Below are 14,198 nucleotides of genomic sequence, written 5' to 3' on the forward strand. Positions count from 1 at the left end.
TTTTATAGTGATGTCGAAATTATTCGGTCGTTACCATAGATGTCTTTTATCAATCTAACATTTTTGAACCCAAAACTATCAATCAATGCCACGGTTTCTTTGCCTAAATATTGATTGATTTCGAAGTACAGTTTTCCATTCGGATTTAGATTTTTCTTTGCCAACTCGGTGATTTTTCTATAGAAAAGTAAAGCATCATTGTCGTCTACGAACAACGCCAAATGCGGTTCATATTCTAAAACATTCGGGTTAATTTCCGCTTTTTCCAAATTCCGAACATAAGGCGGATTGGAAACAATGATGTCGAATTGCTGCTCTAAATCGTTTGTTTGCAATATATTTTTCAGAATAAAATGAACTTCAGCTTTATTCAATTCCGCATTTTTTGTGGCTGTGACCAATGCTTTTTCGGAAACATCAATCGCATAAACTTCTGCATTGGGCAGATTCTTTTTCAAAGCAATCGGAATGCAACCGCTTCCTGTGCCAATGTCTAGGATTTTGAGTGGATTTGGCAAATCGGTTATTCGGTTATTTGATAAAATTAAGTCGACTAGTTCTTCCGTTTCCGGTCTTGGAATCAGCACGTTTTCATTGACCAAAAATGGTAAGCCATAGAATTCGGTTTCACCCAAAATATACTGTATCGGTTTATAAATTTTCAATTCAGAAACTATATTTTTCCATTGTTTCAGATGGACTCCATCAATTACTGTTTCGGGTTGCAGCGCTAAATCTATGCGTTTCAAACCATGTAGCTTTTCTACTATCAAATAAAAAAAACTCTCGATTTCCTTATCATCATATAAAGAAGAAAGCTCGTGTAGAAAAATAGTTTTGTAGTTTTTAAGCAACATTGGAATTTGTTTTTATTTGGAATTTAAACTCTTAATCATCCAAACCGGACAAGTCGTATGACCGGTATTACCCAAAGGTGCGCAGAGGTATTCAAAACCCATTTTTTTGTACAAACTTTGGGCGGCTAACATTTCGGGTAAAGTCTCAAGGTAGCATTTTTCATAACCAAAGGCGATTGCTTTATCCATACATTTTTGAATTAATTCTAAACCTATTCCTTTACCTCTGGCCTCTTGTAAAAAATACATTTTTTGCAATTCGCAGATATTCTCGGTCGAGTTTTCCAATTGACTTACACCGGCACCGCCAACAATTTTACCATCCATTTCCACCACAAAATAAGTTGCCCGTGGTTGGTCATAAGCTTCAAACATAAAATCCAACTGTACATCGGCAAAAGCAGTTCCGGTTTTAGGAAAATTATCGGAAATAAAAACTTCCCTAATTACTGCAGCAATTGACTGATTGTCTTCTTTTTGGATTTCCCTGATTTGCATACCGTTTATTCTAAAAGTAATGTCTTATTTTTGTGTGGTGAAGATAGAAGAATTTTACATAAATCGCTGTATTCAATTAGCTAAAAATGGCCTTGGCAATACTTATCCCAATCCGTTGGTAGGCTGTGTCATTGTTTATGACGGGAAAATCATCGGCGAAGGTTGGCACAGAAAAGCAGGCGAACCACATGCTGAAGTCAACGCAGTGAACTCGGTCAAAGACCAGTCACTTTTGGCCAAATCCACCATTTATGTATCACTTGAACCGTGTAGTCATTTTGGAAAAACACCGCCTTGTTGTGATTTAATTATTAAACATAAAATTCCGAAAGTAGTCATTGGAACCGTTGATCCCAACAGTAAAGTGGCCGGAACCGGAATCAAAAGGTTGATGGAAAATGGTTGCCAGGTTACCGTTGGCATTTTGGAAAAAGAATGTAACGAATTGAACAAACGGTTCTTCACCTTTCACAATAAAAAACGGCCTTATATTATTTTAAAATGGGCCGAAAGCAAGGACGGTTTTATCGCGCCGTTTACCAAAGAAAAACAAGAACCGGTCTGGATTTCCAATGTTTATTCCCGTCAGTTAGTCCACAAATGGCGTAGTGAAGAGCAAGCCATTTTGGTGGGAACACAAACGGTTTTAGACGACAATCCTAAATTGGATGTACGGGATTGGACAGGTGATAACCCAATCCGAATCGTTTTAGACAGAAACGGAAAAATCACGAAAGACCATTTTGTAAAAGACGGAAAAACAAAAACCATCGTCTTTACTGAACAAGAAAATTTAATCTCTGGCGAGAATATTATTTTTGAAAGTGTTATCTTTGATAAGCAACTAACCCAAAAAATAATCGGTATTTTATACCAATACAACATACAATCTGTGATTGTAGAAGGCGGAAATAAAACGCTGCAAACTTTTATAGACGACAATCTTTGGGATGAAGCTAGAGTTTTTATCGGAAATATTGCATTGGACGAAGGCATAAAAGCACCTAAATGGAGCGGGATTTCCAAAACAACTGATTATAAAGGCGACCAACTTAAACTTTTTATAAACCATGATTAACACTATTATTTTTGATTTTGGCGATGTCTTTATCAACCTTGAAAAAGAAAAATCGATTGAAGAGTTTAAAAAGTTAGGCCTTGACGGTCCGAATGAAACCTTATTGGCGCAAAATGATTTGTTTGAAAAAGGTCAAATTACCGATGTGCAATTCGTGGAGAGTTTTCAACAATTTATTCCAAATGCTTCTATTGAAGAAATCACCAAAGCCTGGAATTCGGTCATTGGTGAGTTTCCTTTGTACCGTTTAGAATTTTTACAATTGTTATCCAATAAATACCGCTTATTTCTGTTAACCAATACTGATTCCATCCATATCAATCGTTTTGAACACAAAGTCGGCATGTCATTCTACTCCGATTTTTACCGTTGCTTTGAAAAAGTGTATTACTCTTATGAAATGGGTATGCGAAAACCACAGCCTGAAATTTTTACCACCATCATCAACAAACACGATTTATCACCCAAACGAACTTTATTTGTGGATGACAAAAAAGAAAACACCGATGTAGCGGAAAGTCTAGGATTGCATGTTTGGAATTTACAGGTTGGACAAGAAGATGTGGTGAATTTGTTTGATCAAAAACACTTGCCGTTTTAATTACCTCAATGGCAATGACAATTTCAATATCAATTTTGAATATTATTTTTTTTGAAAGACACCTATAATACAATTGCTGCGCCTTCACCGGAAATTTTATACAAAGAAAAAAACAGCAAGTTCTTTGGGTATGCTTTTCCGGTAAGTAATGAAGACGAAATCAAAACCCATTTAGACCAACTCCGGAAGCAACATCACGGTGCCGTTCACTTTTGCTATGCTTTTCAATTGGGCACAGATAAAATACAATATCGTGCCAATGATGACGGCGAACCCAGCAATTCAGCCGGCATGCCTATTTACGGGCAAATTCAATCCTTTAGTGTCACCAATATATTGGTAGTGGTTGTTCGATTTTTTGGTGGTGTCAAACTTGGGGTTGGCGGATTGATTTCTGCCTACCGAACCGCCGCTCAAATGGCATTGGAAGAATGTGAAATCATCGAAAAAACCATTGATATCCATTTCCTGATTTCCTTTGATTATAAAAATATGAACAAAGTCATGAGAGTCATCAAAGAAAAAAACCTAGACATTATCAATCAAAAAATGAACGAAAGTTGCCAAATTGAAATCGCCACCCGAAAAAAAAATGCCGAAAACATAGTCGACATTTTTAGTAATTTATTTGAAATTGAAATTCAAAAAATCTAATCTTTCATGATGTCTAAAATGTATTGAGGCGGCGCAATAGGTTTTCCCAAATTTATGTCCACAAAAACCAATATAAAATGAGCAGTTGTTAATAACTCATCCTTTTCATTGCGAATTTCGCAATCAAATTCTATCTTCACCGAGGATTGACTTTTAAACTTGGTAATCACTGTAAGTAAGTCATCATAACGTGCTGGTTTTTTGTAATTTATCGTCATAGAAACTATCGGCAGCGCAATTCCGCTTTCTTCAAGCGATTTATATGAAATCCCTTTGTTTCTAAGCCATTCCACGCGTCCCATCTCAAAATAAGGCACATAATTTCCGTGATAAACCACACTCATTTGATCGGTTTCCGAGTAGCGAACTCTAACTTGGATTTGGTGTTCTTTCATCTGTTTTTTTTGCTTTTTATCTATAATCAAACTTCTCTTTACAACAATATTTTTAAAAAATCAATACCGTATAAATTTTTTTTAACGAATTTTATTCACATATTTGTTATCCCGAAAAACAATACGATTTTCATCATCGTTTTTGTCAAAATAACCTAACAATAATTACAATAATTTTTAACCAAATATGAGCAAAACTGCGCAATCGGTATGGGAAAACTGTCTTGAGTTCATAAAAGACAATATTCAAGAACAAGCTTTCAAAACTTGGTTTGAACCGATTAAGTCAGTTGAACTCACCGACAACGCATTGTACATCCAAGTGCCTAGTAAATTTTTTTACGAATGGCTCGAAGAACATTACGTTAAATTATTGAAGGTAGCGTTAACCAAAGAACTCGGAAAAAACGCAAAGTTACTCTATAAAATCAAAATGGAAAACACTTACGGCAATAAACAACCGTTTACGGAACAATTGCCAAGTGCACACCGAAGCCCAATAAAATCTCAAGACGTTGATGCTCCGTTTAAAAACCTAAATCCTGAACTAAAGAATCCTTTCGTAATTCCGGGTATCAGAAATTTAAAAATCGAGTCTCAATTAAATCCTAATTACAGTTTCGACAATTTCCTGGAAGGTGATTCTAACCGTTTAGCGCGCTCTGCCGGTATGGCTGTAGCGAATAAACCGGGTGGAACTTCTTTTAACCCATTACTGATTTTTGGCGGTGTTGGTTTGGGGAAAACCCACTTAGCGCATGCTATTGGCGTTGAAATCAAAGATAAATATCCAGAAAAAACCGTGTTGTATATTTCTGCTGAAGTTTTCACGCAACAATACATTGACTCGGTTAAGAAAAATAACAGAAACGATTTTATTCATTTCTACCAATTAATCGATGTGTTGATTATTGACGACGTTCAATTCCTTTCCGGAAAATCAGGAACGCAGGATGTATTCTTCCACATTTTTAATTACTTACACCAAAATGGTAAACAAGTAATCCTAACTTCGGACAAAGCACCGGTTGACATGCAGGATATCGAACAACGTTTGTTGTCGCGTTTCAAATGGGGATTGTCTGCCGAGTTACACCAACCGGATTACGAAACCAGAATTTCTATCTTAAAAAATATACTATATCGCGACGGCGTTGAAATGCCCGAAGAGATAGTAGAATATGTTGCCAGAAATATCAAATCTAATGTAAGAGAATTAGAAGGCGCTATCATTTCCTTGATAGCCCAATCGTCTTTCAACAAAAAAGAAGTGACTTTGGATTTGGCCAAAAGTGTGGTAGAAAAATTCGTTAAGAATGTAAAACGCGAAATTTCTATAGATTACATCCAAAAAGTAGTTTCTGATTACTTCCAATTGGATGTAGATACTTTACAATCTAAAACCAGAAAACGTCACGTGGTTCAAGCCCGACAATTGGCGATGTTCTTTGCTAAGAAGTTTACCAAATCTTCTTTAGCTAACATTGGTTCTCAAATTGGTGACCGAGACCACGCTACTGTATTGCACGCTTGTAAAACCGTTGACAACTTGGTTTCTACTGACAAACAATTCAAAAAGTTTGTAGAAGATATTCACAAAAAATTATCGCTATAATTCGGTTTTTGACTAAGTTTGCAGCTTAGAAAAATTACTATGCCCGTCAAAATTTTAATGGTTTGTTTAGGAAATATTTGCCGATCTCCATTGGCAGAAGGAATATTGGCGTCCAAACTTCCACAAGATAAATTTATCGTTGATTCCGCCGGAACCGGTAATTACCACATTGGCAAACAACCCGACCAACGTTCTATTTTGGTAGCCCAAAAAAACGGTTTAGACATCACCAAACAAAAAGGAAGGCAGTTTACTTCAAAAGATTTTGAAGAATTCGATTATATCTATGTGATGGACAGTTCGAATTATGATAATGTCATTGACTTAGCCAAAACTGAAGCCCAAAAAGAAAAAGTCGAGATGATATTAAACCATTTATTTCCCGGTGAAAATGTAGATGTTCCCGATCCGTATTACGGTTTGCAAAACGGCTTCGATATGGTCTATGAAATGTTGGATGAAACCTGCGATATTTTGGCCAAAAAACTGATTGAAAAACACCCATGAATACCACAAGCCTAAAAGGAAAACTTTATCTTATTCCGACCACTTTGGGCGAAATGAATCCTCATGATGTACTACCACAATCGATTAAAAGAACCATTGATTTCATAGACACTTATATCGTAGAAAACGAAAAAACCGCACGTAAATTTATCAAATCAATCAATCCGGAAAAGGTTCAGGCAAGTTTAAAATTATTCGCACTCAACAAACATACCGACATCTCCGAGCACAACGCCATGATTGCACCATGCTTAAACGGGATTAATGTCGGATTAATGAGCGAAGCCGGTTGCCCCGGAGTCGCTGATCCAGGAGCAGTGATTGTAAAGTTAGCGCATGAAAAAGGCATTCAAGTGATTCCTTTGGTTGGCCCATCTTCTATCCTATTGGCCATGATGGCTTCGGGTATGAACGGGCAGAGTTTTGCTTTTAACGGTTATTTGCCTATTGATAAAAGTGATAAAAAATTGGCCCTCAAAAACTTTGAAAAACTTTCACAAGATAAAAACCAATCTCAGCTTTTTATAGAAACACCTTATCGCAACAACAAGTTGTTAGAAGACATCCTGCAAGCGTTACAACCTAATACTCATTTGTGCATAGCAACTGATATTACTTTACCGACGGAGTTTATCAAAACATTGCGTGTGACTGATTGGAAAAAAACAAAGGTCGATTTACACAACCGACCTACTATTTTTATTATTCACAAAATGTAATTACTTTACTTTAGCGTTTTTGATGGCTTTGATAGCATGTGTCTCGAATCCGCCGAAATCTCTGAGATAAGTTCTTACCGAAGTACCGTATTCATCTTTGCACTTTTTGGCACCTCTTGAATTCAAGAAACGTTTCACCGAACCGGTTCCACCCAAATGTGCTGCTGCTAAAATACCGGATTCGGTAATTTTAACGCCATCAATCACTTTACCTTCAAAGTCTTTGATATACTTTCTCAATTCGTATTTGTTTTTGGAAAGCAAGGTGATAAAAGCTTTTTCTTGTAGTTTCGGATTGTTCAAGAAAGTTGAACTGTCGTGTATACCGATTGACTTTAACGTTTCTACACCAAATTGGTATTTTCCTAAATACCCTAGAGTGTTGATCTTTTTGTATTTTCCCTGTGACTCTTTGTGCGCTATGGCATCTTTGTAACCAATAAAATGTCTGCCCTTGAATGGTGCATCCAGGCTAAAATAATTGATGCTGTTTTGAGAAGGAAAAACGTATAAAAGCTTTTCATTTTCATCAACACGAAAACCGAAGTTGATTGGGGAATTGTAAGGTTTAAAACCCGAGCTTATGAAAGCTACTGTTAGTAGGATTGATGTGTAAAAAATTCCTTTTTTTATCATTAATTGTTATTTCTCAAGCGCTGTCACCGACATGAAATTACCGGGTGCAAATATACAACTAATTTTATAAAATTGATTATCAATAAGTTAAACTACACTAAAAGTAGATTAAGTGCAACTTCGAACCGCCGCAACCCTTGATTTCAAACGTTGGAGCCGGAATTTTGATTGTATTGAAAATTGTTAAAATCGTCTTAACAAAATGGGATTTCGTTTCAATTTTCGTCAAATCAACGTCGAGACTGAGGTAAAATTGACGGTATCTTTTGCTTTCCGGCAGAAAAATAGTATTGACAAATTCTTCATTGCCGGTAATCATTCCTTCGGCACCATAACCGATAGCAATATTGAGCCATTTCGGAATTTTGGAAGTCTTGGCAAAAGAATAAATATTAGCCGAAAGCCAATAGGTTTGTCCGTTGTAATCTTTCAGAATTTGCTCAGATAATGTACTGCCCAAAACAGTAGGCCGAGCAGTGGCATAAGGTGTAGTGTGAAAAGAAAATTTGGGGACAATTCGTTGTTCTTTCCAAAGCAAATCCTGAGAAACAAACAAAGCCGTTCCGGATACATTGGCAATCACGTCACCCAAAGACGCACCCCAATTCGCAGAATAACCGTCGAAAACCTCCACCGTAGTCAAGAAAGCCAAGCCCAATGTGGAGCCATAAAGCAGTTGACTTTTTCGGCTTGAACCGCTCCATTTCAAAGCATTGGCACCAAAACTACCCAAATGATATGCCGAAAAAACATGTCCGGCTTTGTCCATTTGTAGCCATTCGGCATTGTCATTGATAAAGTGAAAATCAGAACGCGGATAATCAGCGTACCAAACTTGGTTTAAACCAATTAAAGCAGTTGCGCCAATTGCTACTTCAGATATGACAAGAGTTTTGAGTCGGTTTGTATTTAAAGTATCCGAAGGTTTTAAAAAATGTTCTATACCGTTTTGTGCCCAAAGTAAACTCGAGCAGCAGAAAAACAGAACTATGTAATGCTGCTTTTTCAAAGATTAACGTTTGGTCCCTTGCGCATTAAGCCAATCAGCATATTTCTTGGCATTAACATTGTGCTGTTCCATAGTAGCGGCAAATTCGTGGTAACCAAAACGTTCCACACTGGCGCAGAAGTAAAGATAATTGTGGTTTTCGGGAGTTAAAACCGCATCAATAGCATCAATATCAGGCATGGCAATTGGTCCTGGTGGCAAACCTAAATTTTGATAAGTATTGTAAGGCGAAGCAATAAACAAATCGTTATATAGAACCCTTTTGATTATTTGATCAAAATCATTGTCTCTCAATTTCAAGGCATAAATCACCGTTGGATCTGCTTGTAATTTCATTCCGTCTCTGAGACGATTTAAATAAACACCGGCAACGGTTGGCCGTTCGCTTTTCTTTACGGTTTCTTTGTGAACGATGGAGGCCAAAGTAATTACTTGCACCGGAGTCAAATTCAATTCAGCTGCTTTAGCGATTCGTTCTTTGGTCCAAAATCGATTGTATTCTTCCAACATTTTGTCTCTAAATTTTTCAGCTGAAATGTTCCAATAAAACTCATAAGTATTGGGCAAAAACATGGCAAAAACATTTTCTTTAGTAAAACCGTTTTTCTGCAAAAAAGCTGAATCTCGGAAAGTCGACAATAATTTTGTAGTATCAGGTTCTATTTGAGCACTGATTCGCTCGCAAAGATTTTCTAATCTTTCTTGATTATTGAAAGCCAATTTCACCGGAACATTTCTTCGCATGGTGGCTACCAATTGAAAAGCACTCATCCCTTTCTTCAACAAAAACCTTCCGGCTTTGACATTTTCAGGGTAAGAACGAAGATTAGCCATAAGCTCAAAATCACTCATGTTTTTTACATAAGGCGAAAGGATTCGCTGCACATCTTCATATTTAGAATCGGTCGGAATTTCAACAAAAATTTCTTCTTTATCGAAATTGGTATTGGCCGTAAAGAATTTGATATAAATAAACAATACTACTATTAAACCAACAGCAGCTAAAATTTTAAAGATTTTACTTTTGTTCAAAACCGAGACTATTTTAAAGATTTATTTTTTAATTAATTGAAAAAGAGCTTCATCTTGAAAGCGATTGTTAGCGAAATTCCAATCTTTTTTGACGCCTATTTTTTCAAATCCAAATGTAGTAAAAAGTGCTATACTCGCTGTATTTTCCGTGCCAATATTTGCAAACAACTGGTGCAATTGCAACTGCTGAAAAGCATAATTAATCACTAAACCCAAAGCTTCTTTCCCAAATCCACTTTTTCTATCAGTTTCATTTTGGATAATAATCCCAACACCTGCACGTTTATTTTTGGGGTCAAAATCAAATAAATCAATCAAACCAATGGCTTCAGTGGTTTCATTTTTACAAATGGCTAAGCGCAATTGTTTGGCTTCATAAATGTCCTGGTGCGCATTTTCGAGATATTGACGAATGAGAAACTTGCTGTAAGGCGTTTGCGTGTTGCTGACTTCCCAAATAGACTCATCATTTTCTATATGATAGATAAACTCTAAATCTTCGGGTTCGAGTGCGCGTAAGTAAATGGTATTTCCTTTCAGTGTTACCATTCCATTTCGCCTTCAAATACAAAAGTGGCCGGACCTTTGAGATAAACATTAGTATATTTATTCCCTTCCTTAACAAAAGAAACTTCGAGCTTTCCGCCTTGAACATCCAGATAAATATGATGTGCTCTTGTTTTCCCAATGGCATGCATGGCAATAGCTACTGCTGTTGCTCCTGTTCCGCAGGATAACGTTTCATCTTCAACACCGCGCTCGTAAGTTCGTAAGGCAAAATGATTATCCGCAATTTGTTTTACAAAATTCACATTAGTTCCCGGTTTACCGTACAAGTCGGAATAGCGAATTTGAGCGCCGATAGTTTTGACATCATAATTTTCCAAGTCTTCCACCATCATCACGTGATGTGGCGAACCGGTATTGAGGAAAACATAGTCACTTTCTGCTTTTACAAAATCTACTTCTTTCATGCCAAGCGAAACCGTCCCGTTTTCAAAAATGGAGGCATGGTGCGGACCATCAGTAGCAATAAAATCGGTATCATTTTGAATCACATTTAAACTTTTGGCGAAAGCCACCAAACACCTGCCGCCGTTACCACACATTGAACTTTCGTTACCATCGGAGTTATAATACACCATTCTGAAATCAGTATCATTGTCACTCTCCAATAAGATCAATCCGTCGCCACCGATACCAAAGCGTCGGTCGCATAATTTTTCGATGAGTTTGGTGTTGTTTTTTGGGAAAAAGCCATTGCGATTGTCAATCATGACAAAGTCGTTCCCGGTGCCTTCGTATTTGTTAAAAGTGATTTTCATATTAGTCAAAAGTGACACAAAGATAGCAAAATTAAGATTGTCTTAAAAATTGTTAAACGAGCGTTAAAGGGTGTTTGAAGAAAAAATGAAAGTTTTTAATTTTACTATCAAATAATTTAAATGTTAATGACTATGAAAAGACTATCCAGTTTATTTTTGGTTTCTTTATTGAGTGGCGCCACCACTTTGGGTGCATACAAATTATTTATAGAAGAGAAAAGCAATCGCGATTCAATCGTAACTTTAGCTTCGGGCAACAATAATCGAACTGTTGGCTTATCTGCTGAAGCCATTGACTTCACCGCAGCAGCTGAAAATGCTGTACACACTGTGGTTCACGTAAAAAATGTGACCGTAAGAACCGTTTATAATCCAATCATGGAATTTGTTTATGGGCAACGCGGTGGCCAACAACAAGAGCAAATTGGCACCGGCTCTGGCGTAATCATCTCAGAAGACGGTTATATCGTAACCAACAATCACGTGATTAAAGACGCAACTGAGTTGGAAGTAACCCTAAACAACAACAAATCCTATAAAGCCAAACTCATCGGAACCGATTCTAAAATGGACATTGCCTTGTTAAAAATCAACGCAGATGAAAAATTACCTTATTCTGCTTTTGCCGATTCAGACCAAGTTAAGGTGGGAGAATGGGTTTTGGCTGTTGGAAATCCGTATAATTTAAATTCAACTGTGACAGCCGGAATTGTCTCTGCCAAAGCCAGGAATTTAGATAACCGAAATGGAATACAATCCTTTATCCAAACCGACGCCGCGGTGAATCCCGGAAACAGCGGTGGTGCTTTGGTCAATACTCGTGGCGAATTAATCGGAATCAACACTATGATTTCTTCTCCAACCGGAAGTTATGCCGGATATTCTTTTGCGGTTCCGTCCAATATAGCTCGTAAAATCATTGAAGACATTATGGAATTTGGTGGTGTTCAACGCGGTATTTTGGGCGTGGAAGGCAACGAGCTGAACAGTAAAGCTTCTACAGAGCTAGGCATCAAAGACACTGAAGGATTCTATATTAGTAAGGTAACTAAAAACTCCGGTGCTGAAAAAGCCGGTTTGAAAAGTGGTGATGTTATTAAAAAAATAGACTCTCAAAAAATCAGTTCGTTTGCCGAATTAACCGGTTACATTAACACCAAGAGACCAAACGATAAAGTACTTGTGACTTTCTTAAGAGATGGCGAAACCAAAACCGCTTCAGTTACATTAATTAAAAATGACATTTTTACGACAGAATTCAAAGGATTAGAGTTGGAAAACATTAATGCAGCCGATAAAAAGAAATACCGAATTGATTATGGTGTTCGCATTAAAGAAATCAACAACGAAAATCTGAAGCCTTATTATGATCAATTGAAAGGCAATATCATACTTTCTGTAGATAATGTGAAAGCTACAGATGTTGAGACTATTTCCGGATTTTTAAACAAAAAAGACGAAAATCAAAGTGTCAGCATTCAAATGATTAACCGAATGGGACAAGTGATTCAAGTCATCATATAATTTCATCTTACTTATTTTTCTAAAAGCCAGCCTTTAAAAGGGTTGGCTTTTTTTATTGTTAAATATTTACGAAATCGTTTTCGTGAAACGCTTCTATTTTATACTTTTGCGCCAAATTTAAATTTTCAACACAACTAAACTCTTTTCTTTTTTATGAACAGTAACACTTTATACGAGAAGGAATTATCATTTCAAGCCGACAGGCGAAAGGCCGGTGTAGAATTTATCAAAATCATTAGCGATTTATGGTATGACAAATCTATCGAACTGGTTCTTTTCAGAAACCAATTAATTGATAGAAATGTAAGCGATATTATCAATTTACATGAATACGCCGGTGAATTTGTTCAAAAGCCCATCAATGTTTTTGATTCAGTAGAAATTGCTCGAGCGATTCTGAATTTAGATTTACCACCATCACGTATTGACATTGGCAAACTAACTTATGAGTATCATTTAGAAGACAACAAATACCATGATGCGAAAGCGTTTGTAATTGACAAATTGAGAAATGCCAAAGAGTTTAAAAATATCAAACCTAAAGATGTGGTTTTATATGGTTTTGGTAGAATTGGCCGTTTGTTAGCGCGCGAAATGATGAGCAAAATTGGTAAAGGACAACAATTGCGTCTTCGAGCGATTGTTACTCGTGACCGAAATGATGCTTCATCCTTAGAAAAAAGAGCTTCTTTATTGCGCTATGATTCAGTTCATGGGGATTTTGAAGGTTCTGTTCAAGCCGATGTTGAAAATAATGCTTTAATTATCAATGGAACTACGGTTCACATTATCACCGCCGGTTCTCCGGAAGAAATTGATTATACCCAATACGGCATCGAAGATGCTTTAGTCATTGACAATACGGGTGCTTTTACTACAGAAGAAGCACTTAAAAGACACTTGGTTTCTAAAGGAGTTGAAAAAGTATTACTAACTGCACCCGGAAAAGGCGTTCCTAACATCGTTTATGGTGTAAACCACAACGATCACAATCCTGAAACAGTAGATATTTTCTCGGCAGCTTCTTGTACTACCAATGCCATCACTCCTATTTTACAAGCTGTTGAAGAAACTCTAGGTGTTGTAAAAGGTCATTTAGAAACCATTCATGCTTACACCAATGATCAGAATTTGGTAGATAACATGCACAAAAAATACCGTCGTGGTCGTGCGGCAGCTTTAAACATGGTAATCACTGAAACCGGCGCCGGAAGTGCGGTTGCAAAAGCCTTACCAAGTTTGGCCGGAAAATTAACTTCGAATGCCATCCGTGTTCCTGTTCCTAATGGTTCTTTGGTGGTTTTGAATTTAGAAGTGGGCAAAGAAACTTCTATTGAAGAAGTGAACAACATCATGAAAAAATATGCCTTAGAAGGTGAATTGGTAGAACAAATCAAATATTCTTTGAATAACGAATTGGTTTCTTCGGATATCGTAGGCACGTCGGCACCTTCTATTTTCGACAGCAATGCTACGATTGTTTCAGGCGATGGTAAAAACATAGTACTTTATGTTTGGTATGATAATGAATACGGCTATAGTCATCAGGTTATTCGTTTGGCTAAATATATTGCCAAAGTAAGACGTTATACTTATTATTAATAATTATTAATTCAGTAGGGTAAAATCCGTTTGGCTTGTTTAAGACTAAACGGATTTTTATTTTTATCAAGTTTTTTTGTTAATAACTAATGATTGTATCGAAATAATGATTATTTTCGACCGTCAAAATTAAGCCCCATTAATCA

The 14,198-nt window shown here is 36.8% G+C and carries 16 protein-coding genes; 8 read left to right on the plus strand and 8 right to left on the minus strand.

Annotated elements, in window-relative coordinates:
• Nucleotides 1-2 precede the first annotated feature (2 nt).
• Together prmC and P7V56_RS13295 are read right to left on the minus strand one after the other, a co-directional pair.
• The gene (gene prmC, locus P7V56_RS13290; protein ID WP_171222237.1) at nucleotides 3-857 is read right to left on the minus strand and encodes a peptide chain release factor N(5)-glutamine methyltransferase; all 855 of its coding nucleotides are present in this window, start codon (nucleotides 855-857) and stop codon (nucleotides 3-5) included.
• Nucleotides 858-869: 12 nt separating this feature from the next.
• Nucleotides 870-1,355 (minus strand): GNAT family N-acetyltransferase, encoded by a 486-nt coding sequence (locus P7V56_RS13295; RefSeq protein ID WP_171222236.1) that lies wholly within the window; start codon nucleotides 1,353-1,355, stop codon nucleotides 870-872.
• A 37-nt stretch (nucleotides 1,356-1,392) separates the two neighbouring features.
• Here P7V56_RS13295 and ribD point away from each other — a divergent pair, with 37 nt between their 5' ends.
• The 3 genes from ribD to P7V56_RS13310 are packed head-to-tail and all read left to right on the plus strand — an operon-like array spanning nucleotide 1,393 to nucleotide 3,688.
• Nucleotides 1,393-2,433, plus strand: coding sequence for a bifunctional diaminohydroxyphosphoribosylaminopyrimidine deaminase/5-amino-6-(5-phosphoribosylamino)uracil reductase RibD (ribD, locus tag P7V56_RS13300; protein ID WP_171222331.1), 1,041 nt, complete (start codon nucleotides 1,393-1,395; stop codon nucleotides 2,431-2,433).
• A complete protein-coding gene (locus P7V56_RS13305; RefSeq protein WP_171222235.1) occupies nucleotides 2,426-3,034 on the plus strand; it encodes an HAD family hydrolase in 609 nt (202 codons plus the stop codon). The genes ribD and P7V56_RS13305 overlap by 8 nt, the downstream gene beginning before the upstream one ends.
• Nucleotides 3,035-3,085: 51 nt before the next feature.
• Complete coding sequence (locus P7V56_RS13310) at nucleotides 3,086-3,688, plus strand: IMPACT family protein (RefSeq protein ID WP_171222234.1); 603 nt, start codon at nucleotides 3,086-3,088, stop codon at nucleotides 3,686-3,688.
• Here the strand turns inward: P7V56_RS13310 and P7V56_RS13315 are convergent.
• The gene (locus tag P7V56_RS13315) at nucleotides 3,685-4,083 is read right to left on the minus strand and encodes an acyl-CoA thioesterase (protein WP_171222233.1); all 399 of its coding nucleotides are present in this window, start codon (nucleotides 4,081-4,083) and stop codon (nucleotides 3,685-3,687) included. The two genes, P7V56_RS13310 and P7V56_RS13315, sit on opposite strands and share 4 nt — an antisense overlap.
• A gap of 187 nt (nucleotides 4,084-4,270) precedes the next feature.
• On the opposite strand from P7V56_RS13315, the gene dnaA reads away from it, so the two are divergent.
• From dnaA to P7V56_RS13330, 3 genes are read left to right on the plus strand one after another with little or no spacing between them, the layout of a single operon-like run.
• Nucleotides 4,271-5,698, plus strand: coding sequence for a chromosomal replication initiator protein DnaA (gene dnaA / locus P7V56_RS13320; protein ID WP_121311646.1), 1,428 nt, complete (start codon nucleotides 4,271-4,273; stop codon nucleotides 5,696-5,698).
• Between the two features lie 39 nt (nucleotides 5,699-5,737).
• On the plus strand, nucleotides 5,738-6,205 hold the full coding sequence (locus P7V56_RS13325; protein WP_171222232.1) for a low molecular weight protein-tyrosine-phosphatase: 468 nt from the start codon (nucleotides 5,738-5,740) through the stop codon (nucleotides 6,203-6,205).
• Nucleotides 6,202-6,924 carry an SAM-dependent methyltransferase gene (locus P7V56_RS13330; RefSeq protein WP_171222231.1) on the plus strand — a complete coding sequence of 241 codons (723 nt, stop codon included), beginning with the start codon at nucleotides 6,202-6,204 and terminating at the stop codon, nucleotides 6,922-6,924. The genes P7V56_RS13325 and P7V56_RS13330 overlap by 4 nt, the downstream gene beginning before the upstream one ends.
• On the opposite strand, the gene P7V56_RS13335 is transcribed toward P7V56_RS13330, so the two are convergent.
• From P7V56_RS13335 to dapF, 5 genes are all read right to left on the minus strand, one after another.
• Nucleotides 6,925-7,560, minus strand: a complete 636-nt coding sequence (locus tag P7V56_RS13335) for a peptidoglycan-binding protein LysM (protein ID WP_171222230.1) — start codon at nucleotides 7,558-7,560, stop codon at nucleotides 6,925-6,927. It lies immediately after the preceding gene.
• A gap of 97 nt (nucleotides 7,561-7,657) precedes the next feature.
• Nucleotides 7,658-8,569 (minus strand): DUF2279 domain-containing protein, encoded by a 912-nt coding sequence (locus tag P7V56_RS13340; RefSeq protein ID WP_205959358.1) that lies wholly within the window; start codon nucleotides 8,567-8,569, stop codon nucleotides 7,658-7,660.
• Nucleotides 8,570-8,572: 3 nt separating this feature from the next.
• Complete coding sequence (gene mltG, locus P7V56_RS13345; protein WP_171222229.1) at nucleotides 8,573-9,601, minus strand: endolytic transglycosylase MltG; 1,029 nt, start codon at nucleotides 9,599-9,601, stop codon at nucleotides 8,573-8,575.
• A 21-nt stretch (nucleotides 9,602-9,622) separates the two neighbouring features.
• A complete protein-coding gene (locus P7V56_RS13350; RefSeq protein WP_171222228.1) occupies nucleotides 9,623-10,150 on the minus strand; it encodes a GNAT family N-acetyltransferase in 528 nt (175 codons plus the stop codon).
• On the minus strand, nucleotides 10,144-10,926 hold the full coding sequence (dapF, locus tag P7V56_RS13355) for a diaminopimelate epimerase (protein WP_171222227.1): 783 nt from the start codon (nucleotides 10,924-10,926) through the stop codon (nucleotides 10,144-10,146). The genes P7V56_RS13350 and dapF overlap by 7 nt, the downstream gene beginning before the upstream one ends.
• Nucleotides 10,927-11,058: 132 nt before the next feature.
• On the opposite strand from dapF, the gene P7V56_RS13360 reads away from it, so the two are divergent.
• A complete protein-coding gene (locus tag P7V56_RS13360) occupies nucleotides 11,059-12,450 on the plus strand; it encodes a S1C family serine protease (RefSeq protein WP_171222226.1) in 1,392 nt (463 codons plus the stop codon).
• 153 nt (nucleotides 12,451-12,603) lie between these two features.
• Nucleotides 12,604-14,052 (plus strand): glyceraldehyde-3-phosphate dehydrogenase, encoded by a 1,449-nt coding sequence (locus P7V56_RS13365; protein WP_171222225.1) that lies wholly within the window; start codon nucleotides 12,604-12,606, stop codon nucleotides 14,050-14,052.
• Nucleotides 14,053-14,198: the final 146 nt, after the last annotated feature.

It is taken from the genome of Flavobacterium sp. IMCC34852, assembly GCF_030643905.1.
Lineage (GTDB): Bacteria > Bacteroidota > Bacteroidia > Flavobacteriales > Flavobacteriaceae > Flavobacterium > Flavobacterium rivulicola.